The organism is Gemmatimonas sp. (genome assembly GCF_046594945.1).
Taxonomy (GTDB): Bacteria; Gemmatimonadota; Gemmatimonadetes; order Gemmatimonadales; family Gemmatimonadaceae; genus Gemmatimonas.
The window spans coordinates 16,945-40,558 of record NZ_JBKJRB010000123.1 but is presented as its reverse complement, the minus strand read 5'-3'; the positions used below and the strand labels follow the sequence as shown (position 1 = coordinate 40,558).

The following is a 23,614-nucleotide window of genomic DNA, read 5'->3' as shown; positions in this document are numbered from 1 at the left end:
CGACGAATGCACCTCTCGTCATTGACCGCGATGTGTGCACGGCTCGACGCCGATGTGTCCACCACCTGCCCGCCCGACTATGCGTACGCCATTGCTTCGCCAGCTCGCGAACATCGCCCGCCTCGCCGCTCACGATACGCGTACTGACAGCGAAACGTCGTCGCTTTCGCGACGGTCGTTCGTTTCCGGTGCAGCGGTTGCCGCTGCCGGAGCAACGCTCGCCGCATGCCGCGACGCGACATCGCTGACGGCGATTGCCGACGATGCCGTGCCGCGCGCCGGAAAGAGCATCGCACCCACTCACGTCGTCATTGTGGGAGCCGGACTCGCCGGACTGACGGCCGCGTATCGCCTGAAACACAAGGGCATCATCGCCACCGTGTACGAAGCGAACACGCGACTGGGCGGGCGCTGCTGGACCAACCGAACCAGCTTTGCCAACGGACAGATCGCGGAACACGGCGGTGAGTTCATCGATCAGGCGCATACGGCAACTCGTCAGCTCGCCCAGGAGCTCGGCCTCCCGCTCGACAACGTCGTGGCGGCCGAACCGAATGGCAGCGAGCCGTTCTACCACTTCGACGGAAGCGCCTATTCGTACGCGCAAGCCATCGACGACATGAAGGCCGTATGGCAGCCACTCAAGCGCGACTACGTCGAGGCTGGCTATCCAACGTTGTACACGTCATCGACCGCGCGCGGCCGTGCACTCGACGCGATGAGCATTCGCGCGTGGATCATGCAGAACGTGCCCGGCGGGATCACGTCACCCCTTGGGCATCTGCTCGATGTGGCGTACTGCATCGAATACGGTGCCGACACGACCGATCAAAGCGCGCTCAATCTGATCTACCTCCTCGGCGCCGTCGGGCAGGGGCAGATCCGACTCTTCGGTCCATCGAACGAAAAGTACAAAGTGCGCGGCGGCAACGATCAGATCATCTCGCGCTTGGCCGCCGCGCTGAGTGGACAGATCATCACCGGCAAGGTCCTGAGCGCCGTGACCGTCAGCGGCAATCGGTGGACGCTCGGCTTTGAGGATCGCAGCAGTGTGACGGCCGATCGTGTTATTCTCGCACTTCCGTTTTCCGTCATGCGCGAGCGTGTGAATCTCAGGAATGCCGGATTCCCCGTGCAGAAGATGCGCGCGATCACCGAACTCGGTATGGGGCAGAACGCGAAACTCGCGCTGCAGTTCTCGACGCGACATTGGAACACGCTCGGTTGCGGTGGCGACAGCTATGCCGACACCGGTTACCAAGCAACGTGGGAGGTCACGCGCGGCCAATCGGGTGTGAACGGCATTCTCGTGGACTACACCGGTGGTGCGGTCGCGGCCGCGCAGAGCGGTCGCTTGCCGAGCGCACTCGCGCAGCAGTTTTTGGCACAGGTTGAACCGGTACTCCCCGGCCTCTCGACTAGATTCACCGGTGTCGTGTCGTTCGATGATTGGTCACGCAATCCGTGGACGCTTGGCTCGTACGCGTACTTCAGAGTCGGTCAGTATCAGCGCTTTGCCGGCGCCGAGCGCGAGATCGTGGGCAGCTGCCACTTCGCCGGTGAACAGACGTCGCAGGATGCGCAGGGGTATCTCGAAGGTGCCGTCGAATCCGGCAACCGTGCCGCCGGTGAAGTGGTGTCCGCGCTGACGGCGTAGCAAGGCAGTCCTTACCCAATACTGTTCGGATTGTGCATTTCCCGGGTCTGCCGGAGCGCTTCCTGCTTCGACAAAGTGCGGGTAAATGCACGGACTGATCCGTGCAGCAAATGAGTCTGGACTGTATGCCGTAGCATCCCAAGGTGTTGGCATGGAAACGGCGTCAGTTGCGGATGCCCTTGGGGAACGGGGGCGTGGCGTCTGGTACCGGCGCGAGCCCATCGCCATCATTTTGCTTCGCGGTGCGTCGCGTCTCGTCGCTGTTCGTCGCGAGCGTCGCGCGAACCAGCTGGCGGTCCGAGCGCACCGAGGCAACCGAAAGCACCGCCGTGCGCGCGACGCTCGCGACGACCGCGAAGGCCCGCGAAGAACCGCCACAGCAGCAGTGGTGGTTCGGCGCGCCCCCGTGCGCCGACCGCTCTTCCGCCGCCAGACGCCACGGCAATTCATTCAGCACCTGTTCCACGAGACGCACGTGCCGTACGCCGCCTGACGGCACCACGCACGACGTTGCGGCCTCGTCAGTAACCGAACAGCATTTGGACTTGCCCCGGCTACAAGGACGTCACGTGAACTCGGCGAGCAAAGAGGAGTGGGTCGCTTGACCAATCACAGCGCGCGAGGCACAACTCGAGATGAATGGGTCCCCTAACAACCTCAAGCGTGCCGAGTTCTGCGTTGATTTTTGCGCTATGAAGCCAAACGGAACATCTCGAACGTGTCTGGGTCCTGTCGTTCGACGATGCATGTCACGAGGGAATGGGTTTCGCGCGTATTCACGTGAAAATCCGGCAGGGTGTGGCGGAGCGCCGTGGCGACCACCAGTTCCGAGGGCGGAATGCCGGGGCGAATGGTGCCCGGCCATGAGCCAAATGAGTTCCAGCCTTGGCTTGAGGATAGGCGACGGCCAAGCAGTGCAGCAGGCCCTGACAGATGACGCCGACCTGGATGAACACGTGATAGCCGTGGAGCTTGGCCTTGATCGCGTGGCGGTCGCGCTACGACTCGTGATGCAGATACTGATCACCGCTGTGGCGGGGCAGCGGCGTCATGCTCTGCATCCAGAAGTGGCAGGAGAACACGCTACGCCAATGCGCTGGTTTGCGCCCCCGGTTTTCCCCTCCCAGCCGGTGCGCGTGACCGCCCCTTGCATGCCCATCAGCGGCGAGAATGGACCCGGAAAGAAGTCGGACCTCGCCGCCCGCGCGCGGACATCGAGCATGCTCCGGGGCGCCATGTCTCGCCGCCGCAGCGCGTCGGTGATCAGGGTCCAGGGCGTGATCTTCGGGCGCGCGTCGCCTTCTGCGGCGCCCGTTCCAGCGCGGTGAGATACCGGTCGATGGCCACGTGGCCGTTGGCGTGGCAGTTCACCGGATGTCGCGCGAGATGCCCCATGGCGTTAGCCAGGGGGAGGCATAGCGCCGCCGCGTGAGCGGCGTGTAGTGTCTTGTTCTTCGGGCAATACCACGACGAGGCGACTCGCTGTCGAGACCCACGCCTGCCGCCAATGGCTCGTCCGCGTGCGCGAGCGGGTGGCCGCAGCGATGAGCGACGGTCTACAGCTTCTGGGCGCGGAAGTTCAGCGTGCCACTGTAGTTGGTGAGCGTAAGCTGGACGGACCATCTTCCCGCGACGCCGACGGGGCTGGTCGGCTCGTTCAGGCTCGGCGAAAGGGCTTTCGAATACACAGTGGCGCCGTTGGCGTCCTTGATAACGAGTAGAGTCGAGCCAGCCCGTGTAGTGGTAGAGTGGTTGATGGTTGCACGGGTGCCAGAGTTTGCCCAGGTATAATTGATGGTGGTGGTGACGTTGGTCACACCTGTGGCTTGCAGTGAAAAATTGTCGGCGGCGTTGCTGATCTCGGGCTGGAAGGCGCCGAGTGGATCGCCGGGGCCGAGTGGATCGCTGCCGCATGCGGCCATAACCACCAGCAGGGAAGTCCAAGCAAAGTGCCGAGTTTGTGCCGCGACGCGATGACGGGTCATGGGTCTCCACGAGGGGTTGAGAGCCTGGGGGCCACAGCGGGCCTTCGGGATGGTCTAGGCGACGAACCTAGAGGGCGTATGATACCACTGGGCACACTGGTCGCGAAGCCACGAAAACCTCTGGTAAACTGTCCGCGCTGCCGCCGAACGCCCAGACGCTTCACTCAACGACTCGCGACGCACAGAGTGTTCGGACACCCACCTCGGAGCGGGAAATAGCGCCGACGGCAGCAGGGCTTCCCGCCGGAACGGGCCTGACCGATCACAACAACGTGGGCTGTTGACGACGCGATTCCCGTTTGAGGCCTGCAACAGGTGCTGGTCGAACCGGAGCGCGTGAGTCAACGCCAGCGCGACCTGCCGGCGCACGTCATGGTCTCCTCAGCGCTCGCCCTGTATCGGAGATGGCGACGCGGGACACGCCATGGGCGTGGTATCGCGCGTGGCGCGATATGTGTCTCGACGGCACGACGCGCGATGTCGCCAACACCGCCGCCAATCGGGAGGCTCGTTGAACGGCCGGCCAGCGCCCGCGGCGTGAAGGCCACCCGAGCCTTTCTGCAACTGCGCCTCGTGGGCTAGGTCAAGATGGGAACGCCTGTCCTGTCGGGGCGCGGCTTGGGCTCGCCGGTCGAGACGCGCTCGCCGATGGCTCCTCTCGCAGTGCACGTCAGTGGAACAGCCATGGCCGGAGCGCCGATCGCACGCCGATCCCGGAGCTGGCATGCACCCGTCGCCAGCGGCCGCATCTGGCTGCCGTCCCCTCCTCAGGAGGTGGCGCGCTGGCACCAGCCGCTCCTGCACGAGCTCAGCGCGGAGCACGTCCGCTCCAACCGCGGACGCGTCGTGCCCCGCGGGGTCACACGCACGATGCGTCACGTCGCGCCGCGCCCTCGACGACGGCACCCAACTCGCTATGCGGACTACGGCGTGCGGACTTTTATGTGCGGCGTGTAGTGGCTGGCGCCGGCGCGTTACGCCGATGGCACCGCGAGCACCCCGCACCGCGCCGCACGCAGCACCCGCGTGGCAACCGATCCCACGATCAGCCGCTCGAGAAAGCTGTGGCGCTGCGTGCCGACTGCGATGAGATCGCACTGCGCCTGCTGCGCAAAGGACAGCAGTGACGCTGCCGGATCGCCGCGCACGGTCACCGTTTCGACAATCAGCCCGTCAGGCGGATCGAGCTGCGCGCGGACTCGGTCGAACAGCGGCGGCAGCGTGCGCCCGTAGTCGGCATCCCACGCCTGCCAATCGGCCGACGGATGCTCAAAGCGAGGTTGTACATGGACCAGCGTGAGTCGCCCGTTGGGGGCGACTAGACGGGCCGCGAGGCGAGCCGCCTGGACGCTGGCGGCGCTGAAGTCGAGGCCGACCACGGCATGCTTCGGATTGGTGGGAAAGCTCGGGCCGACGGCCAGCACCGGCACGCGCGATTCTCTGAGCGTGGCCAGCGTCGTCTCCGTGCCGAACAACCGATCGAGCGGATTGTGGCGCCCGATTCCCATCACGATCACTGATGCATGGCGACGCAGCGCCTCCGTGGCCACCGTGCGCGACGGAGAACCCATTTGCACGTCTACGTGCCACGACGGGTCACCGGCAGCCGAGATCGAGATTGCGCGCCGCACATCCTCGAGCATCGATGCACGACGCGCCTCATCGAGCTCCGCCGGAACCGGCAGCACGTCCATCCCCGCGGCCACGCTAGGCGTCGGATCACAGACGCCAAACACCTGCAGCGCACCACCGAATGCCCTGGAGGCCAACCGACCGGCATTGAACAGCGCCTCGCTCGACACCGGTGCCCCGTCGCAGGCGACCAGCACAGGTCCATCGACGCCGAGCGGCAGATTCTCCGAGTGCATGGAAGATGGTCGCACTTTGTACATCCGCGCTGTATCGGGGAGTCCTGTGCTCTGCGTCAGGGAATCCCGTACGCTCAACCCACTCGGGCGCTACAATGCCCAGCGGAGCGCACGCGCCGTGCGATCGAATACGCGGTGTAACCACGTCCGCTGCCGCCACGCGTCCATGGTGATCTCCCGACTGTCGGCGATATCCGCCTGAAAGCAGCGCTCGAGCGCGGACGCACACGCGCTGTCGAATACCAGCACGTTGCATTCGGCATTCAACCAGAACGATCGGAAGTCCAAATTCGACGAACCAATCAGACTCACGTGTCCATCGATCACCATCGTTTTCGCATGCAGCGTGGCGCGTTCATACTCGAAAATCCGCACGCCGCTCTCGAGCAACGTGCGATACGTCCCATGCGCGGCGTGCCGAATAAGCGCCATATCGGTACGCTCACTGGGCAGCAACAACCGCACGTCGACGCCGCGGCGTGCCGCGGTGAGCAGAAACGAGAGCGCTCTGGTGGGTGGTGCAAAATACGGCGTCGTAATCCACAAACGCTCGCGCGCACCGCCCAGCAACGCTGACAGCACGCTGAGCATTTCGCGTTGTCCACGTCCCGGTCGCGGGTCGAGCACGAGCACCGCGCGATCATCGGGCGCGGCGACATCGATGACTCGACGCACGCGACGTCCGCGACGACGATCACGTTGCCGTCCGAGCTGTCGCTGCACCTGGCGCTGCACGGCGCCCTGCAAGCCAGGTTGCAACGCGCGCGTGCCGCTCGCCGATACGTTCTGCTGTGGCGAGGTATCCGAGGCGTCGCTCCAGCTCACATATTCGAGGCCGGGCAGCGTCGGACCGCGGGCACGATCCCAGCCTTCGGCGAACACGGCCGCCAATTCGCGCGCCACCGACCCTTCGATCTGCACGAAGGTATCGCGCCACACATCGTGACGGGCGAGGATCGACGAGCCGTACTCTTCACCGATATTCATGCCGCCAGTAAAGGACACGCGCCGATCGCACACCAGCAGTTTGCGATGATCACGACGTAATGCTTCGAAGGGATGATGCCAGACTCGATGAAAGTGGCGCACGACCACGCCCTGCTCGGTGAGTGCGTCCCAGAAACGATCGCGCGTGCCCATCGAGCCCACGGCATCAGCCAGCACATACGTGCGCACGCCACGCGCGGCAGCCCGCACCAATGCCTGTTGTACCGACTCGCCAAGCGTGTCGTCCCGCAGGATGTACGTCTCCAGCAACACCTCCTCCAGCGCGGCATCGATCGCCTCGATCATCGTGCGAAACGCCTGGGCGCCATCGGGGAGGAGCACCGGCGGCGGACACTGGTGCATTGGTCCGCCATCGATCAGCTGCAGCAGTTCGCGAAACGCCGGGTCACGCACGCCGTCGGTGACGCGCCGGGCGGCGCCCCACGCGCGATAGGTGCGCACTTCCCGTGGCGACGGGGCGTCAACCATGTTTCAGCATGACTCTCATTCTGCGACTCCTCATCAATGCGGTCGCGCTCTGGTGCGCCGCACGCTTCATCGAAGGTATCAGCTACACCGGCAGCTGGCAGGGACTAGTCGGTCTCGCCCTCGTCTTCGGTGTCGTGAACACGTTGGTGCGACCGGTGCTGTCGTTCTTCTCGTTCCCGATCCAGATCATCACGCTGGGCCTGTTTACCCTCGTGCTGAACGCCGCGATGCTGCTGCTCACCAGCGCCCTCGCGACGCGAGTAGGCCTCCCGTTCCACATCAGTGGATTCTGGGCTGCGTTGATCGGTGCGTTGCTGGTGAGCATCCTCAGTACCATCCTCAGCTGGGTCGTGATCCCGAGCGACGCCGAAAACGACTAACAGGGTGCTGAAACGCTCGAGGCCTGGCGTCAGGCGACGCAATATAGCCGACGGGAAACCATGGGCCGCCCTACGATTGTTGAGTCGAGGGCAAATACGGACCTGACGTTTTTTGCGATCACACCCTCAAAACAGGTGGTGGAACTTCTCTTTTTCTCCTTGCCTCTTTTCCTCTGTGTGATCGGTGCCTTAGCGCTTGCCGAATGACCGCAGAACTGATCGCGCAGAGGAAAGGAGAAAAAGAGCGAAGGAGAACAAGGCTCAATCAGGAAAGAACACCTTCGTGTATTTCATGTTCGTGCGCGGCGATGCCATCGAACCGACATGAACATATTGCCGCCTTCCGAGTGTTGAGGTGAGGGTTCATGCGGGCCGTACGTTTTTTGCGGGATCACCCGGAAAGAGTTTGTCCGCACCCGTCGAGCGCGCGCTGAAGCACCCGTTCCATCTCGTCTCGTACCCGATCCGGCGCGAGAATGACTGCGTCGGGGCCATACTGCAACACATGGCGCATCGCCCACGATTCGTCGGCCAGCGGATAGCGAACCTCCAGCGACCCGTCGGGCTGCATGACACCGGCCTCACGCTCGACGATCCATCGTGCCACCGTGGGGCTGTAGCGCACGACCAGCGACTCCACCGCCGGCGCGTCCTGCACGAACACATGCCCCTGCTGCACCACCGATTCCACCGTAAAATCGTCGGGGCGTTCAAAGCGATCGCTCGTCTCCACCGCGGTGCGCACGCGATCGAGACGGAACACGCGGAGCGCGTCGTGCCGCTCACAGAACGCCACGAGGTAAATGTTCGCGTCGGCGCGCACCATCGCGTACGGACGGACCCGACGCTCGGTCGCCGCCGTTTCGTCGGAGCGCTGATACGTGAGCATCACCACCTGCTGATGCTCGATGGCACGCTGCAGCACGACCAGCGCTTCCCACTCACGGTCACGCGCCGGCTCGACTGCGAGGCCGCCCGCCGCCTCAGCGGTCGAACGCACCTTGCGTTTGTCGACCACGGTGTCGACGGGCTGCACCGCGAGATCACGCAGTCGCCCGCGCACCCTCGTGACGAGATGCCGCTCATCGACGGCAAGTTCCTGTTCCAGAATACCAAGCCCCAGCTCAAGTGACGCGACCTCGGGCCTGGTAAGTCGCATCGGTCGTTTGAAATGCGATGACCGCATCGACACGCTGTCCGATCCCACGTACAGCTGTACGCTTTCCACAAAGCCTGGCGGGGTATCGTCGCGGTCGAGACACAGAAAATCCTCGCGCAATGTCTTGACGTCAGTTCCCACACGTTCGGCGAGCTGCTCCATCGTGAGTTTCATCTCGTCGGCCATCGTTGGAAATGCAATCAAGAGCCGCTGCAGTCGCTCATCGGCGCGCGTCATGCCGACTCCACGATGGTGTCGCTGGTGTGAGCTCGGCGGATGGCCGCGTGGCTGACCGCACGGTGTGCCGCCAGGGTGTCCTGAAGCAGGGCGCGCCATTGGCCGTGCCATTCGGACGGCGACACGATCACTGCGTCACCACCGAACGTGAGGAGCCACCGGAGAAATGGATCACGGCGGCGCACACGAAAGTGTCGCTGCGCGGGCAGGCTCCCTTCGTCACCCAACTGCTTACCCTGCACGACCTGCCCCGAGTCGCCTCGGAAGGCGACTACCACGGACGCAGCTTCCTCGTCGCCGAGCTCCCACGCCTGACGCGACGCGGCATGCGCCTCGAGGTTGAAGGAGTTCGGGATGACATAGTCGGGCTGCTTCCTGGCCGCGTTGCATTTGGGCTTGGAGATGCGGCTCACCCGGAACTGCCGAAGCGACTGCTGGTCGGCGTCGTGCGCCACGAGATACCAATGGCCCGTGAGGAATACGAGGCCATACGGCTCCACCGTTCGCATGCTCTGCCGGTTGCGACCCATGCTCGCGTAGCTGAAGGTCACGCGCTTTCGGGCGGACAGGGCGCCACCGAGCACCTCGAAGGTGCTGCCCTGCACCTTCACCGTAGCGACAAGTGGCGCTCCGATCAGCAACAACCCGACATCCTGTTCGAGCTTGCGGATGGCGGCAGCAGCATCAGCGTCGAGTGTCGGATTGCCGAGCGCGCGGACACGCGCGGCCGCACGACGAAGGGTGAGACACTCGTCGGGGGTGATCGCCAGCACCGGCAACGTCTGATAGCCGATGCCCTGCGGACGCGGAATCGTGCGCACTTCGAGCGCCGGCACGATGCGCGATTCACAGAGTGCGAGAAACGGAAGATAGAACGCGTCGGGTCGGAGACGATAGCGCGAATCACCACCGTCGTTGTCCTGCAGCGTCTCAATCGCCACACCGAACTCGCGGAGCTCGTCCTTGTCGCGCTCGAAGGTGCGCATGACACTCTGCTCATCGACGTCGGCGGCGAGGTAACCCGGCACATCGCGACGCAGGTCGGCGAAGACCGCTCCGTGATGGCGACGCAGGAGCGCAGCGAGGAGATCGAGCCAGCGGGTCAGTTTGTCGGCAGCAGCCATGCAATGAATACCACGAGGTGTCGAACGGATTCAGGAAATCATCAGTGGATGAATAGTGGCACGACGAACTGACAGAAGAGCGCGCCTACGATCGTCATCGCGAAGCCCCACAGCAGCAACTGACGAAATAGCTGCTTCGTGTCGTGGCCGGCCGGGACCGCGGCAATGCACAGCGCGCCGATGGTGGACAGCGGCGACACATCGACCAACGCGGCGCCCACGTTGATACTGATCGCGATCTGCAGGGGGTTACCGCCGCCGAGCTTGGCCACCAGTCCCGGCACCGCCGGAATGAACGCCGGATAGACCACGCCCGACGTGGAACTGTATGTCGAAATCAGCCCAGTCACGCCAGCGATGACACCGTTCACTGATCCGGGCGTGGCCAGTCTGGACAGCATCGTGGTGAACAAATCCATGCCACCGGTCTTTTCCAGCACGCCGATCAGGACGCTCACGCCGCACACCATCACGATCACCGGCCAAGGCACCTGCTTCAGCATGGCGCTGTCCTCGCCGATACCAATCAATACCAGCACCGCCGCGGCGGCGAAGGCCGTGAGGCCAGGGTTGAACTTGAGGAACAGCACGGAACTCACCCAGAGCAGGCCCACTGCCAAGGTGGTCCAGTGCGCACGCGTGAACGCTGACCGCGCGTCGTCGAGCACCACCTGCTTATCGCGCCGCATGGCCGGCCCGCCGAACATCAACCACGCCGCGATCGACACGAGCGCGTGCGCCGCGAAGTTCATTAGCAGCACCGCGGTGGTGTGTCCGCCCAACCCGGCCTGCTCCATCAGCGCGTGCACCATCGCACCAATGGCGCTGATCGGCGACAGGTTGCCAGCGTTCGCCCCGTTGCCCACCATCAACGCCATCAACAGCATCGGGGCCTTGGCACGATGCGCGATGCCCATCGCCAGCGGTGCGAGCAGCGCCGTCGTGGCGATGGCCCCCGGCCCGCTGGTAGAAATAAGACAGGCCAGCAGAAACACGAAGGGTGGCAACAGGACCGCGCGTCCGCGCAGCAGGCGGACCCCGTGATTCGTGACCGCCTGCATCGTGCCGTTGGCCTGCGCGATCCCGAACAGCAACGTTACGCCAAGGAGCGTGAGAAACAATGACGACGGAAACACGGCCATGAGCTGCTCGACCTTCCAGTCGGCGGCGAAGGTAGCGATACCCCACGCCAGGGCGACCGCCAGGACACCGACATTCACGCGTGACGTGAGACTCGCCGCCACCACCAGCAGCAGCGCCAGCAGCGACAGCAGGGCGGGACTCACGTGCCACACCACGGCGGCAGTAGATGTCGCTGCACTTTGCCTAACGCCGTGCGTGGCAGCGCATCCACGCGCACATAGGCTCGCGGCGCTTTGAACGATGCCAGCTGCCGACGAACGTGGCTCGCGAGCGCCTCCAGATCGACCGCCTCGTCACATACCAGATATGCCACCGGGACTTCACCGCGCACCGCGTCCTTGACGCCGACCACGGCCGCCTCATGCACCCCATCCTGTTCGACCAGGAGCTCCTCGATCTCGCGCGGATAGATATTGAAGCCACCCGAGATGATCAGATCACTGCGCCGTCCCTCCAGCGTGATGTAGCCATCCGCCGCCCGCACGCCGACGTCACCAGTGCGAAACCAACCATCCGCAAACGCAGTGGCCGTGGCATCAGGGCGACGCCAGTAGCCGTCGCACACATTCGGCCCGCGCACCCACAGCTCGCCGCTCGTGCCATCGACAACATCTACACCGGTGTCGCCCACAATGCGCACGGCGGTCAACGGCATCGGAAACCCCACGGTGCCAGCACGCCGCTCACCGTAGTACGGATTGCTCACGTTCATGAGGGTCTCGGTCATGCCGTAGCGCTCGAGAATCACATGACCGAAGCGCTCGCGGAACGCCTCCATCACCAGTGCCGGCAACGGCGCCGAGCCGGACACGAACAGCCGCGTCCGCGCACCGATGGCGGCCGCGCGCGCGGGCGCGACGTCGAGGAGCCGCACGAACATCGTCGGGACACCGAAAAATACGGTGGGCTGATACGACTCGAACCAATCGGCCGCGCGTTCATGCTCGAAGCGCTCGGCAAGCCGCATATGGCAGCCGCTCAACAGCCAGACATGCAGGCCGTTGCCCAGACCGTGCACGTGAAAGAGCGGTAGCACGGCGAGATAGCGATCGTGGCTCGTGAACTCCCAGCCACTGGTGAGCGCCAGCGCGTTTGCCGCGAAGTTGCCGTGAGTGAGGACCGCTCCTTTCGATGCGCCGGTAGTGCCCGAGGTGTACACCAGCGCGGCTGGCGTATTCGCCGCGCACGGCACCGCGATGCGTGCCGACGGCTGCCGCGCAGCGTCGGCGACCAGTGCTTCGAGGCGCCACGACGTCACGCCCGACGGCAAATCAGCCTGCTGCGCCGTGGTGGTGATCACGGCAATCGGTGACGCGTCGCTCACGATGTGCGTGATCTCGCGTTCACGATACAGCACGTTCACCGGCACCACGATGATGCCGGTCTTGATGCACGCCAGCCAGAGATCGATGATCTCGACCCGGTTGGTAAGATAGAACGCCAGGCGATCGCCGGCCTTCACACCGCGTGCACGCAGCGCGTGCGCCATGCGGTTGCTGCGCGCTTCGAGCGCGCCGAATGTCAGCACAAGGCACTCGCCGCTCGCGTCGAAGTAGTCGAGCGCCGGCGTCGCCGCGCGCCCAAGCAGCGAGCGATCGTATAATCCGAGGAGGGACATGGGGCGGAAGCTAACGCTTACGAGAGACCGAACTCGCGCGCGATTGCGCGAACGCCGGCCAACTGCAGTCCGTCCTCTTCAAAGACGATGACCCCCAGCAACGCGCGACCGACATCGTCGGGCAGTCGATCGGTTCGAAACACCTGGATCACCGGTCCCATCATCATCGCGTCGCGCAATCGCGGATGCGACCATCCGCTGGCGAGTGTCGGCTCACTATCGAAGCCCTTGGCCAGCACGGTCGTCAGCGCCGACGCCGGCGCTCCGCGATAGCTGACCGCAGGCAGCTCGCCGCCGAAGCTCCGCTCGAAAAGGGCCTGCCACGCCATCGGCCGGGCGCCTTGCGCACGCCTGCCAGTGGCCAGCACGATACGCGGCGAACGTGCGAGCACGTGCATGCGTTGGACAGCATCCTGCAGATCATCGAGAATGCGCGCCTCGCGATCGGGCGCCATTTCGGGTGGTGAATTGCCAGAATCATCGGCCATCCCCCAATCTTCTCTTCCGTCCGCGGCGCAGCCACCCCAATTCACCCCGTGTTCACACTTTTTCTCGTTGTCTTTCTCGACCTGGTCGGATTCGGGATGATCATCCCGGTCTTTCCGTTCTACGCGGAGCAGGTCGGTGTCGCACCGGCGTCGGTCATCTTCTTCCTGGGGCTCTACTCCCTCGGGCAGCTGGTGGGCGCGCCGATCTGGGGCAGTCTCTCCGATCGCATCGGTCGGCGCCCGGTGCTGCTGATCACATTGCTGGCGAACGTCGGAGCGGCGGCGATGCTGGCGTTCAGTACCACAGGGACGATGTTGGCGATCGCGCGCATCGTGGCCGGACTCGCGGCCGGCAATATTTCGGCGGCCTACGCCTACACGACCGACATCACGACCGACGCGACCCGTCCGAAAGCGCTCGGGCTTCTCGGGTCGGCGTTCGGGATGGGCTTCATTCTCGGTCCCGCGCTCGGTGGCGTGCTGGCCGGCGCCAACCCCGACGACGGTTCGGCCTTTGCCCGCGTAGCCTATGGTGCCGCCGTGTTGTCGCTCGTCGCTTTCGTGCTCACGCTCGTCCGTCTGCCCGAGTCGCTCCCGCCGGAGAAGCGCCGCTCATCGACCACGAAACGCACCGGCATGCGCACGTATCTGGCTCGCCCGGTGCTGCGCGATCTGCTCTTCGCCACCGGCATTGTGGTGGCAGCGGTCGCGCTCCTGCAAAGCACCCTGGCGTTGTTCACGGCCGATAAATTGAGCGTCGGCCCGCGCACGCTCGGCTGGATCTACGGCTTCGTCGGCGTCGTGTCGGTCGTGGTGCAGGCCGGTATCATCGGTCCGCTCACAAGGCGCTTCGGTGCGCAGTCGCTCACGCGCATGGGCGCCGTGCTCGTTGGTGTCGGTATGGCCGGTGTGCCATTCTCGCATTCGATTGGCTGGCTGCTCGTCGCTCTCGGCATTTTCGGCGTGGGATCGGCGCTCTTCAACCCCAGCATGAGCGGCCTCGTCGCCACCGCCGCCGAGCCGCATGAACGCGGTAGTGTGCTTGGCGCGTATCAAGGCGCCGCATCACTGGGCCGAGTGATCGGCCCCTTCGCCGCCAGTGGCGTGGCCAGTGCGAGCTCGTTGTCGATCCCGTTCCTCGTCGGCGCCGTCGTTTCGCTGGGCGGCGCACTACTGATTCACACGCGACCCAAAACAAAGCCGCCTCAATAAGTCTGGCCTGAGGAGGCGTAGTATGTTCTGCGCTTGTCCTCTGCGCTTCTGCGTCCTCCGTGTGCGCTGTTCAAGACATGTTGCGGAACTGATCACACAGAGAAAGAGAGAAAAAGAGAAAGGGATTCTCTTTTTCTTCTATCCTCCTTGCCTCTGTGTGATCAGTTCCTGCGAATACGAGATCGGCTGAGCCGACCACGCCGAGGCTACGACCCGATCCCGCCCACCACGCGCTTCATGAGGGCCCCACGCGGCAGCGTCGATGCCGCCTGAATACCGTTGATGATCAGCACCTTGGCTTCCGGCACCGTGCTCGGATACCGCTGCAGGAACTGCGCGCCGGTCATCGCCGACGGCAACGTCACGATCTCCACCCGCGCCGGCTGCACGTTGATCAACGCCGGGTCGTTCAACGGCTTGAATGAGCGAATCGACGCTTCCACTTCAGCACCACGCTGCGACGCGACCTGCGACGCCATGATGCCGAGCAGCAAATACGTCGTGTTCTGATGCGCTAATGAGGCCGCGAGCCCAGCAATCGTACCCTGCTCCGTCTGCGCGGTGAACGACGCGATCACCGCGGGCAGTCCGTTAATCGTCGTCTGGCCACTCTGGCCGACCACGATGCCCTGTTGGCCGAGGAAGCCCTGGAGCGCCTGCGTCGGCGTGCCCTGACCTGGCACCAGCTGAATCTGCGCGCCGTTGTCCGGGCTTCCGGCCACAACGGCGTCCGGCAGGTTGGCCGTCTTCCAGCCCGTCGGGAACGTCAGCTCGAAGCGAAGGTCCGGATGCAGGAAGCGCATGCCGCGGAAATAGCCCTGACGCGGATTCTCGCCGAACACCATGCCGTTCAACAGTCGAAGATATGAATCGCGATTCACCTTCGTATTGGAGAGCGCGCCGGCAGGCAGTTCCCCTACACGCTGCTCGGCCCGCTGCACCCGATTGCCCGGGTCCGGGTGCGTGCTCTGCCACTCGGGCACGCGACCACCACCGTCGCCCAGTCGGCCCAGCGTTGTAAACACATTTGCGGCTTCGCGGACATCGTAGCCCTGCGCGAGCGAATACTGGAAGCCGAGTGCGTCGGCCTGCAGTTCGTCGTCACGACCGAACTTCAGGAACAGCAGGCCAGCCCCGGAACCCAGCACATCGCCGTATTTGGCAACCGTCGGCGAGAATATGCTGGCACCCACCAGACCGATCTGCGCGACTTGCTGTTTGCTCATCGCCGCGACCGTGTGCTTCGCCGTCACGTGACCGATCTCGTGACCGATGACCTCGGCGAGTTCCGCTTCGCTATTCAGGTGCGCCATCAAGCCGCGCGTCACAAAGATGAAGCCGCCGGGATACGCGAACGCATTCACCGCCGCATCGTCGAGCAGATGGAATTCCCAAGGCAAGTTCGGTCGCTCTGATTTCGCCGCGATCTGCGTACCGATGCGCTTCACAAGGGCCTGCGCCTCGGAGCTCGGGTATTCACCGACGCGCTGCAGATCGCCCGCCGATGCCTGTTTGCCCATCTGGATCTCTTGCGATTCCGAGATGAGCGACAGCTCGCGCCGTCCCGTCACGGGATTCGTCGCACAGGCCCCTGCCGTGAGCAGCAGCCCGAAAGCTGCGGCACGGCGCAGTTCTGTCCCCATGGTAATCCTCCGTATTTGTTTGGTCACACGTCCCTCGTCACACAGCACATACGTACTGGGCAAGCTACGTGCCTCATCCGGCATTTCGCTTGACCCTCACTCGTGCCGACGGCACATTCGCACGCTGTGTCATCCGCGATTCGCGCTTGTGCTTCTTCTGACCCCAGTCATGCTCCCCACGCGTCTGCGCCCATCTCCGCTGTCACATCCTGCTGCGGGCTCGCGCCCGAGGTGGTCGATCGTGGCACCGGCGCTGTCTCTGTTGCTCGCGGCCGGCTGTGCCGGTTCGCGCCCGGCGCCCGCCACCGCGGCTCGCCCCGTGACCGCCGCTGACAGCGCCCGCGCTCGGGCGTTGGACGCTGAACGAGCGAGGTCAGACGGCACACGCCGCGGCGTCATCGGTGTGCCGCCGTTCGCGTTCGTCGGACGCGACACCACGCTGGTCCCATTGGCCTATGCGCTGGCTGACCTCGTTGCGACCGACCTGTCACGCAGCAAAGGCGTGACCGTGGTCGAACGGGCTCGACTGGGTGAGGTGCTGCGCGAACTCGATCTCGCCGCGTCGGGGCGAGTCGATTCCACGACCGCGCCGCGCGTCGGACGGCTCGTCAGCGCCGAACGGCTGATCTTCGGTGCCGTCGAACCGCTGCCCGACGGTCGCACCATTCGCCTCGGGGCCCGCATCGGTGACGTCGAACGGTCCACCGTGACCAGCGCCGTTGATGCCCGCGCGCCGCTCGCCGAGATCTTCGCGGCCGAGAAGGAGCTCGTGTTCCGACTCTTCCAGTCTCTCGGTATTGTGCTCTCGCCAGCCGAACGCGCCGAGATCGAGCAACAGCCCACCCAGAGCGTGGCCGCGCTCCTCGCCTACGGGCGTGGCGTACAGCGCACGTATGAAGGCGATTCGAAAGGCGCTGCCGACGCGTTCCGGGAAGCGCAGCGCAGCGACCGAAACTTCCGGGGTGCGCGTACCCGTGAGCTTGAAGCACGCGCGATTGGCGCGATCGGCACGAGTAACCCCATCGCCATCCCCGGCGTGCGGCCACTCGATCGCGCCATCTCCACGGCCGTCGATCGACTCAATCGTCCGCTCGATCTCGTCACCAACGTGTCGCGAGCGGTGTCCAGTGCCATCGACCCCTCGTTCCCGAACTCCAAAGGCATCATCGTGATCACGGTGGTGCGCCCATGAGCGCCGCCTTCTCGACCACGCGCCGTCGGATCGCGCTGGCAGCCACGATGACCGCGTCGCTCACCGCGGTCACCGCGCTACTACCGGTCGTCGCGCAGGCGCAGGATCGCCTCGTTGGCACCAGCGCCCTCGGGGCCGGCGTCACCGCCGACGTGGTGCAGTTTGGTGGGAGGGGCTATTCGCAACCCGGTGGGGCCGGACGGGATTCCATCCGTCTGCGCAGCATCGCCCAGTTCTCCGTGCCGATCTCGCTGGCCGTTCCGCTGGGCAGCAGGTGGACGATCGACCTGCAGTCGGTCTACTCCACCGTGCGCCTCGGCTTCGACCCGCGCACCGGTGCCCGTCAGAACCTCACGCTTTCCGGCATCAGCGACGTTCGCATTCGCGCCACCGGTCGCTTACTGAATGACGGCCTCGTGTTCACCGCCGGTATCAACGCCCCGACCGGGCAGACCGAACTCGGCGTCGACGACCTCACCGTCCTCCGGGCCAGCGCCGCTCCCGCACTCGGCCTCAGTGCACCGCCCGTCGGCGGTGGACCCGCCGGTACCGTCGGACTTGTAGCCGCTCGAAAGCTCGGCCCTTGGGCCGTGGCCGTGGGTAGCTCGTACGAAATGCGTGGGACCTATCAGCCGGTCGCCGCGCTGACCGCAGGGGCCCCGTCCGGCAACTACCAGCCGGGCAACGTGATTCGCGGCTCCATCGGACTCGATCGCCTGGTGGGGAAGCACCGGCTCAGCATCTCCACGGCCGCCGATCTCTACGACACCGACGAACTGCGCGATCCAAACTCCAGCAGCGCCAAGCCGCTGGCCACGGTCCGACTCGGACCGATCGTGAGCACTGATATCCAGCTCCAACTGGCCGCCCCCCGCGTGAACGAACTCGTACTCTGGACGGCCCACCGTTTCCGATCACAGTTCGAGCGCGACGGGATTAAGGTCAATGGTTCGTCTGCGAACTACATAGATGGCGGGTTGCGGACCAGTCTGCCGCTACGCCCGTCGCTCGACCTGCTGATCACAGCCGACGGCCGATACCATAGCGGCCTTGCGATCAATCAGGGGCTCGCCACGTCCGGCGTGATCAGCGGCGGTGGCACTCTCGGTCTAATCGCCCGCCGCGGCAACCTCTCGCTGCAGCCGTACCTGCGAGCCCAGGCCGGAAGCCTGTCGGTACGCGACTCCGCCGCCCCCTCCACATCGTTTGTCGGTGGTTCGGTGGGTTTCCTCGTAGTGACCCGCTTCTGAGCCGCCGATGACCATCATGAAGCATTCCATCCGCCCGTTTCGATCGGTGCCTCGTCGACTCGGGGCCACCACCCTGCTCGCGCTGACGCTTGCCGCGTGCAGTGATCCCGCCGATGTCACCAGCCCCCATCACGCCGCCTCGGCCAGCATCGCCCTGACGACCTCCGTCCTGGCCTCGCAGGCCTCCGTGGTACAACTCAAGGTGCAGTCGGTCTATCTGCGACAAGGCGGCGCCACGGTCGACATCGGCACGCAGACGCTCACACTGTCCGACGTACCAACCCAGCAGGTGCCGATCAGCATCGAGCTCGCGGCTTGCCTCGCCGACGCGTCACGCGCCGGGCTAACCAGCGCCAATGGAGTCGTAGCGGCGCCGGGCGCCGACGAATGCGTTGTGCGACTGCTGGTCGACCTCGTACTCGATGGCGCCGCCGTGGACCGTCAGACGGTCGGCCCGGTGTCGCTCAGCCCCGGGGTGCAGAAAAGCGTGTCCACGCCGCTCACCTTGAACGAAGTCGGCTCGATCAGCATCAGCGCGCCCAGCGCCAACGTCGTGGCTACGGGACAGCCGCTGCGCATGGAGATCACCCGCACGATGCAGCTCACCGCGGCGGTGCTCGACGGCGCGCAGCGCGTCGTCACTGGGCGGACGGTCAACTGGACCAGCAGCGCTCCGGGCGTGATGTCCGTGACTGCCACCGGATTGGTCACGGCCGTCACCACCGGCACGGCGACGATCAGCGCCGCCACCGCCGGACGCGTCAATAGCGTATCGGTGCGCTCGGTGCCGCTGCCTTCGGCGCTCACGATCGTCTCCACCAGCACATCCGGACAGGCCACCGTGCGCTCGGCGCCGGCCGGCATCGACTGCACCGTGAACGGATCAGTGCTCACCGGCGCCTGCGCCTTCACCTTCCCCGGAGACGCATCGGTGGTGCTCACCACGACGCCGTTGGCGCTCTCCGAACTGTTGTCGTGGACGAACGACTGCAGCGCCGCCATCGGCACCACCTGCACGATTGCGACGTCGCAGGCACGCACCGTCGGCGTGGCATTGCGTGCCTTCCGAACGCTGACCATCACCGGCATCGGGAACGGCACCGGTACCGTAGCGAGTGCGGTCGGTCTGAACTGCGTGATCACAGCGGGCATCACGAGCGGCAACTGTTCAGTGAATGTCACCGACGGCACGTCCGTCACGCTGACGGCGAGCGCCACGTCGCCCAACAGCTTCCGCACCTGGGGCGGAGACTGCGCGGGCAGCACGGGGAACACGTGCACGCTCACGATGAACACCAACCGCGCACCAAGTGCCCGCTTCGACACGCCGGTGCTGCTGACGGCCACGCCGAACGGCACCGGCAACGGCTCCATCATCGCGTCGGGCGTGATCTCGTGCACGCGCAACAACAACGTGAACACGGGCACGTGTAGCAATACGGTGAATTTCGGCACCGCCGTGACGCTCACGGCAAGCACCGGATCGTTCTCGACCTTCACCGGCTGGTCGGGCGCCTGTACCGGCAATGCTTCAATCTGTCAGGTCACGATGGATCAGGCGCGCAGCGTCGGTGCCACCTTCACACGGCAAATCGGCGTCGTCTCATTCACCCTCACCGGCACGGGCACGGGTGGCGTGTCGGTGAACGGCGCGACGCTCTGCACCAAGACCGCTGTGCAGACGTCGCTGGCGTGCACGGTGTCGCTTGATCTCGGGTCGTCGGTGTCGTTGCTCGCGCAGCCGGGGTCGAACACCGGGTTCGTGGGATACTCGGGATCGCTCTGCACTGGATCGTCACTTCCGTGCGCATTCACGCTCACGGGAAACGCGGCGGTTGGTCTCGCCTTCGGACCGCTCGCCAGTATCGTCACGGTCAGCGCCGGTGCGAACTCCACAGGAACGGGAACGATCGCGACGCCGGATCAGTCGCTCGTTTGCGCGCTCTCCGGACAGACCGCGACCGGTCGTTGCACCAAGAGCGTAACTGGCGGCGCCTCGCTCACGCTCAATGCGGTCGGCAACAGCAACTCCACGCTGATGGCGTGGGGCGGCGCCTGCGCCGCGTTTCTTTTCGACCCGGTGTGCACCTTCACGCCATCCAGTAATGCCAGCGTGACGGCGCGATTCGTCCCGGCGGTGAACTTCGCGCTGACCGTGTTCTACGGCGGAACGGGATCGCGAGTCAACGTGACCTCACCCACGCAGAACACCAGTTGCCTTGCGACCGTCGTCAACTGCTCCTACAAGCTGGTCATCGGAGAAACGATCCGCATGGAAGCGGTGGCCGGTCCGAATGATCTCTTCTCGAGCTGGTATAGCAGCTGCCAGGAATCGTCCGGCCCCGTGTGCACCTTCGTCGCAACGGCCAACACGACATCGGCCGTCATGTACTTCTACTCTGGCAGCGCGATCGCGGCGCCGTCCGCCGCCCAAAAGCGCGGCGGCGGTCAGTAACCACACACCGACAGTACACTACTTCGCGCGGCGCTCGGCGGAGGCCAACAAGGTCTTCGCCCGCGCATTGTTCGGATTCGCCTGCACCGCTTCCTTGTACAGCGCCACCGCCTGCGTCGAATTCTGCTTGTCCTGCGCTTCGATGGCGCGACTGATCAGCATCATCGAACGGAGCTGGTTGGGGCCCTTCGCGCCCACGGCCGCCCCCTGCTGAAAGCCGGCTTGCACCGCGGGAAGCTTGAGTCCTGCATTCAGCTTGCTGCCAAGTTGGCCCAGCAACTCGAGCATGTTGTCCGCCTTGCCCGTGACCGACGTGGCATACTCAAGCTCCGACGTTTCGGTGTTGATCGCGCGGACATCCATGCGAATCCGCTGCTTCGGATCGATCACGAAGCTGCCCATCAGCATATGGAGCGCCCCCAGCGTCTTTCCGATTTTGGCCGCCGTCTCCTTTTCGACACGACCCGTGGCACCCAGATCCTGTTCGGCCATGAGCGCCTGCAGCCGGTCTCGCTCCACCACGCGGATATTCGTGTTGGCCGACAGTTCCGTAATCATCATCTCCGCGAGCCCCTTGCTGAGCGGCGCATATTCCGCATTGTTGCTGATCGCGCCATTCGTGAAGTACATGACGGCGACTGTCGGACGGGTCGACGGGGTGCCCTGAGCACCGGCCGAGACGATCGCCAGAGGCAGAGCCAGTGTTGTAACGGCCAAAGCCCTACGAGTGCGGCGAACGAGCGAGGCTGCGATCATGCGGGTATTCTCCGAAGGGTGAGATTACCAGAAGATACCGTCGGATGTCCATTTCGTTCAGGTCTGTATGCCGAAAGTCTGTCCCGTCTGTGGCACAAGCTATCCCGATCTGAACGTATTCTGCCCGTCCGACGGCAGTACGCTTCGTGCGGCCGACTCCGATGGTGACCTGATCGGCAGTGTGGTCGCCGACCGGTATCTGGTCACCGACCTGCTGGGCGAAGGCGGCATGGGCAAGGTGTACCTCGCACGGCACGTACGCCTGCCACTCCAGGCGGCGATCAAGGTGCTACGCCCGGAGCTGCTTAAAGATGCGGCGTCGGTGGCCCGCTTCAATCGCGAAGCGGCTAACGCCAGCCGCATTGAGCATCCGAATGTGGCCCGCGTGTTCGACTTCGGCGAAACGAGCGACGGTACGGTGTATCTGGCCATGGAGTACGTCTCCGGCCGCACTCTCAAGGAAGTGCTGGAGAAGGAAGGGCCGCTCACCCTGACGCGCACAGCCGTCCTGATTCGACAGGTGGCCGACGGACTCGATGCCGCGCATCGCATGGGCATCGTGCACCGCGACCTCAAGCCCGACAACATTCTGGTCACCGTCGACGAGAACGGCGTGGACCGGTGCAAAGTGGTGGACTTCGGCATCGCGAAAGCGGTGGGCGGCAACGAGAAGGAAGCAGGCCTCACCCGCACCGGCTTCGTGGTCGGCACGCCCGAGTTCATGAGCCCCGAGCAGTTGCTGGGGACAGAGCTAGACCATCGCAGCGACGTGTACGCGCTCGCGCTGGTCGCCTATACCTGCCTCACGCTCGATCTCCCCTTCGATCGGGACACTCCCGATCGTGGCATGACCGCGCGACTCATGAGCGCGCCGCGTCCGCTGGCCCTGGTCCGAAACGATCTGCACTGGCCCGGCGGTTTGCAGGCCGTGCTCGACCAGGCGCTTGAGCGCGAGCCCACCAAGCGCACGTCGTCGGCCGGCGCCTTCGCCAAGGCGCTGGAGTTTGTCTCGGCCGGTCCGGTCCCCAGTGCGACGCCAGCCGGCGCGGTCGCAGCGGCGGCGGCGGGGCCCGCCGCGAAGGTCGAGGCCGATACACCGGCCGCGGCGCGTCAAATCGCGACCGTGTCTCGTGGCGACATCAAGAAGGAGGTCAAGGCGCGCGGGGGGGTTGTGACTCCGCCGGCGAGGCCGGCAAAACCTGTCTCCAAGACCGGCAAGCAGAGTCCGACAGTCGAGTACGAGGACGAGGACGAGCCGGAAGCGCACCGCCGTCGTTTCCCGTGGCCGCGTGTACGGCTGCCCAGCCTCGGCTTCATTCTGGTCGTCGGCGGCGGGATCTGGTTCTACAACAAGCAGCGAGCGCCACAGGTTCGCGATGTCAAGAACCTTGTGAACGCCGCAACGGATGCCGGCGGATCGTTGATCGACGGGGCACAGTCGGCAGCGGCCAACGCGAAGAAGGCCATCAGCTTGGCAACCACCTCGACGACTTCTCCGGTGCCCGGGGGTCGCGCTCCGGCGACGACCGTGACTCCAACAGCGCCCGCAACAGCGCCCGCAACAGCGCCCGCAACAGCGCAATCTGGCGCGCCCGCGGCTCCCAGACCGGCCGCTCCGGTGGCGTCAGCGTCAGGCGCGTCGGCGCGTCGTTCGATGGACAGCATCACGAAGGCGCTCGACCCGCTCACCGCCGACGAAGCCGTGGCCCGGGTGGCCATTCCGGCCCTTCGCGGACTGCTCACCCGCATGACCGCGGCCGAAGACAGCGCGTGGGCCTACATCCGCATCGCCGAAGCACACCTGCTCATGGACGAAGTGAAGCCGGCGTGCACCGCACTCCGCACCGCCCGTGGGCTTGCTCAATCCATGTCGCAAGCGCGCGTGGTGAGCGACTACACCACGAAGCTGAGCTGCGGCGAGTAGTCGCCACCCCCGCGGGCGACGATTCCATCGTCACCCGCTATCGCGGC

General features: G+C 65.0%; 19 protein-coding genes. 8 read left to right on the top strand and 11 right to left on the bottom strand.

Annotated features, from left to right (window positions below; genetic code table 11):
- Window positions 1–79: 79 nt before the first annotated feature.
- Complete coding sequence (locus tag ACLL97_RS14865) at window positions 80–1,657, top strand: FAD-dependent oxidoreductase (RefSeq protein WP_411281258.1); 1,578 nt, start codon at window positions 80–82, stop codon at window positions 1,655–1,657.
- Between the two features lie 163 nt (window positions 1,658–1,820).
- On the opposite strand, the gene ACLL97_RS14860 is transcribed toward ACLL97_RS14865, so the two are convergent.
- Entirely contained in the window at window positions 1,821–2,132 is a 312-nt protein-coding gene (locus tag ACLL97_RS14860; RefSeq protein ID WP_411281257.1) for a hypothetical protein, read from the bottom strand.
- Between the two features lie 397 nt (window positions 2,133–2,529).
- Between ACLL97_RS14860 and ACLL97_RS14855 the strand changes: the two genes are divergently transcribed.
- Complete coding sequence (locus ACLL97_RS14855) at window positions 2,530–2,985, top strand: hypothetical protein (protein WP_411281256.1); 456 nt, start codon at window positions 2,530–2,532, stop codon at window positions 2,983–2,985.
- 228 nt (window positions 2,986–3,213) lie between these two features.
- Here the strand turns inward: ACLL97_RS14855 and ACLL97_RS14850 are convergent, their stop codons facing one another.
- From ACLL97_RS14850 to ACLL97_RS14840, 3 genes are all read right to left on the bottom strand, one after another.
- Window positions 3,214–3,642 carry a hypothetical protein gene (locus ACLL97_RS14850; protein WP_411281255.1) on the bottom strand — a complete coding sequence of 143 codons (429 nt, stop codon included), beginning with the start codon at window positions 3,640–3,642 and terminating at the stop codon, window positions 3,214–3,216.
- A gap of 974 nt (window positions 3,643–4,616) precedes the next feature.
- Window positions 4,617–5,510 (bottom strand): universal stress protein, encoded by an 894-nt coding sequence (locus ACLL97_RS14845; RefSeq protein ID WP_411281254.1) that lies wholly within the window; start codon window positions 5,508–5,510, stop codon window positions 4,617–4,619.
- 90 nt (window positions 5,511–5,600) lie between these two features.
- The gene (locus ACLL97_RS14840; protein ID WP_411281253.1) at window positions 5,601–6,986 is read right to left on the bottom strand and encodes a phospholipase D-like domain-containing protein; all 1,386 of its coding nucleotides are present in this window, start codon (window positions 6,984–6,986) and stop codon (window positions 5,601–5,603) included.
- 8 nt (window positions 6,987–6,994) lie between these two features.
- Between ACLL97_RS14840 and ACLL97_RS14835 the strand changes: the two genes are divergently transcribed.
- A complete protein-coding gene (locus tag ACLL97_RS14835; RefSeq protein ID WP_411281252.1) occupies window positions 6,995–7,366 on the top strand; it encodes a phage holin family protein in 372 nt (123 codons plus the stop codon).
- 391 nt (window positions 7,367–7,757) lie between these two features.
- Here the strand turns inward: ACLL97_RS14835 and ACLL97_RS14830 are convergent, their stop codons facing one another.
- From ACLL97_RS14830 to ACLL97_RS14810, 5 genes are read right to left on the bottom strand one after another with little or no spacing between them, the layout of a single operon-like run.
- On the bottom strand, window positions 7,758–8,762 hold the full coding sequence (locus ACLL97_RS14830) for a helix-turn-helix transcriptional regulator (RefSeq protein ID WP_411281251.1): 1,005 nt from the start codon (window positions 8,760–8,762) through the stop codon (window positions 7,758–7,760).
- Window positions 8,759–9,886, bottom strand: a complete 1,128-nt coding sequence (locus ACLL97_RS14825) for a helix-turn-helix transcriptional regulator (protein WP_411281250.1) — start codon at window positions 9,884–9,886, stop codon at window positions 8,759–8,761. Before ACLL97_RS14825 ends, ACLL97_RS14830 begins: the two co-directional genes overlap by 4 nt.
- Window positions 9,887–9,927: 41 nt before the next feature.
- Window positions 9,928–11,172, bottom strand: a complete 1,245-nt coding sequence (locus ACLL97_RS14820; RefSeq protein WP_411281249.1) for an SLC13 family permease — start codon at window positions 11,170–11,172, stop codon at window positions 9,928–9,930.
- A complete protein-coding gene (locus ACLL97_RS14815; protein WP_411281248.1) occupies window positions 11,169–12,647 on the bottom strand; it encodes a class I adenylate-forming enzyme family protein in 1,479 nt (492 codons plus the stop codon). Before ACLL97_RS14815 ends, ACLL97_RS14820 begins: the two co-directional genes overlap by 4 nt.
- A 17-nt stretch (window positions 12,648–12,664) precedes the next feature.
- Window positions 12,665–13,135: a hypothetical protein gene (locus ACLL97_RS14810; protein WP_411281247.1), complete on the bottom strand. Its 471-nt coding sequence runs from the start codon at window positions 13,133–13,135 to the stop codon at window positions 12,665–12,667.
- 48 nt (window positions 13,136–13,183) lie between these two features.
- On the opposite strand from ACLL97_RS14810, the gene ACLL97_RS14805 reads away from it, so the two are divergent.
- A complete protein-coding gene (locus tag ACLL97_RS14805; protein WP_411281246.1) occupies window positions 13,184–14,347 on the top strand; it encodes an MFS transporter in 1,164 nt (387 codons plus the stop codon).
- Between the two features lie 206 nt (window positions 14,348–14,553).
- Here ACLL97_RS14805 and ACLL97_RS14800 read toward each other — a convergent pair whose 3' ends face one another.
- Window positions 14,554–15,990 (bottom strand): M48 family metalloprotease, encoded by a 1,437-nt coding sequence (locus ACLL97_RS14800; RefSeq protein WP_411281245.1) that lies wholly within the window; start codon window positions 15,988–15,990, stop codon window positions 14,554–14,556.
- A 169-nt stretch (window positions 15,991–16,159) separates the two neighbouring features.
- On the opposite strand from ACLL97_RS14800, the gene ACLL97_RS14795 reads away from it, so the two are divergent.
- The 3 genes from ACLL97_RS14795 to ACLL97_RS14785 are packed head-to-tail and all read left to right on the top strand — an operon-like array spanning window position 16,160 to window position 20,887.
- A complete protein-coding gene (locus ACLL97_RS14795) occupies window positions 16,160–17,182 on the top strand; it encodes a CsgG/HfaB family protein (protein ID WP_411281244.1) in 1,023 nt (340 codons plus the stop codon).
- A complete protein-coding gene (locus tag ACLL97_RS14790) occupies window positions 17,179–18,432 on the top strand; it encodes a hypothetical protein (protein ID WP_411281243.1) in 1,254 nt (417 codons plus the stop codon). Before ACLL97_RS14795 ends, ACLL97_RS14790 begins: the two co-directional genes overlap by 4 nt.
- 7 nt (window positions 18,433–18,439) lie before the next feature.
- Entirely contained in the window at window positions 18,440–20,887 is a 2,448-nt protein-coding gene (locus ACLL97_RS14785) for an InlB B-repeat-containing protein (RefSeq protein WP_411281242.1), read from the top strand.
- 18 nt (window positions 20,888–20,905) lie between these two features.
- Here the strand turns inward: ACLL97_RS14785 and ACLL97_RS14780 are convergent, their stop codons facing one another.
- Window positions 20,906–21,643 carry a CsgG/HfaB family protein gene (locus ACLL97_RS14780; protein ID WP_411281241.1) on the bottom strand — a complete coding sequence of 246 codons (738 nt, stop codon included), beginning with the start codon at window positions 21,641–21,643 and terminating at the stop codon, window positions 20,906–20,908.
- Between the two features lie 67 nt (window positions 21,644–21,710).
- Between ACLL97_RS14780 and ACLL97_RS14775 the strand changes: the two genes are divergently transcribed.
- Window positions 21,711–23,567 carry a serine/threonine-protein kinase gene (locus tag ACLL97_RS14775; RefSeq protein ID WP_411281240.1) on the top strand — a complete coding sequence of 619 codons (1,857 nt, stop codon included), beginning with the start codon at window positions 21,711–21,713 and terminating at the stop codon, window positions 23,565–23,567.
- The last annotated feature ends 47 nt before the right edge of the window (window positions 23,568–23,614 follow it).

What these genes read in the sequence shown, in the direction of transcription:
- ACLL97_RS14840 (WP_411281253.1), bottom strand. Translation starts at nt 6,986, where the DNA reads ATGGTTGACGCCCCGTCGCCACGGGAAGTGCGCACCTATCGCGCGTGG.
- ACLL97_RS14790 (WP_411281243.1), top strand. Translation starts at nt 17,179, where the DNA reads ATGAGCGCCGCCTTCTCGACCACGCGCCGTCGGATCGCGCTGGCAGCC.
- ACLL97_RS14855 (WP_411281256.1), top strand. Translation starts at nt 2,530, where the DNA reads ATGAGTTCCAGCCTTGGCTTGAGGATAGGCGACGGCCAAGCAGTGCAG.
- ACLL97_RS14830 (WP_411281251.1), bottom strand. Translation starts at nt 8,762, where the DNA reads ATGACGCGCGCCGATGAGCGACTGCAGCGGCTCTTGATTGCATTTCCA.
- ACLL97_RS14800 (WP_411281245.1), bottom strand. Translation starts at nt 15,990, where the DNA reads ATGGGGACAGAACTGCGCCGTGCCGCAGCTTTCGGGCTGCTGCTCACG.
- ACLL97_RS14785 (WP_411281242.1), top strand. Translation starts at nt 18,440, where the DNA reads ATGACCATCATGAAGCATTCCATCCGCCCGTTTCGATCGGTGCCTCGT.
- ACLL97_RS14865 (WP_411281258.1), top strand. Translation starts at nt 80, where the DNA reads ATGCGTACGCCATTGCTTCGCCAGCTCGCGAACATCGCCCGCCTCGCC.
- ACLL97_RS14810 (WP_411281247.1), bottom strand. Translation starts at nt 13,135, where the DNA reads ATGGCCGATGATTCTGGCAATTCACCACCCGAAATGGCGCCCGATCGC.
- ACLL97_RS14795 (WP_411281244.1), top strand. Translation starts at nt 16,160, where the DNA reads ATGCTCCCCACGCGTCTGCGCCCATCTCCGCTGTCACATCCTGCTGCG.
- ACLL97_RS14825 (WP_411281250.1), bottom strand. Translation starts at nt 9,886, where the DNA reads ATGGCTGCTGCCGACAAACTGACCCGCTGGCTCGATCTCCTCGCTGCG.
- ACLL97_RS14780 (WP_411281241.1), bottom strand. Translation starts at nt 21,643, where the DNA reads ATGATCGCAGCCTCGCTCGTTCGCCGCACTCGTAGGGCTTTGGCCGTT.
- ACLL97_RS14845 (WP_411281254.1), bottom strand. Translation starts at nt 5,510, where the DNA reads ATGCACTCGGAGAATCTGCCGCTCGGCGTCGATGGACCTGTGCTGGTC.
- ACLL97_RS14775 (WP_411281240.1), top strand. Translation starts at nt 21,711, where the DNA reads ATGCCGAAAGTCTGTCCCGTCTGTGGCACAAGCTATCCCGATCTGAAC.
- ACLL97_RS14815 (WP_411281248.1), bottom strand. Translation starts at nt 12,647, where the DNA reads ATGTCCCTCCTCGGATTATACGATCGCTCGCTGCTTGGGCGCGCGGCG.
- ACLL97_RS14835 (WP_411281252.1), top strand. Translation starts at nt 6,995, where the DNA reads ATGACTCTCATTCTGCGACTCCTCATCAATGCGGTCGCGCTCTGGTGC.
- ACLL97_RS14850 (WP_411281255.1), bottom strand. Translation starts at nt 3,642, where the DNA reads ATGACCCGTCATCGCGTCGCGGCACAAACTCGGCACTTTGCTTGGACT.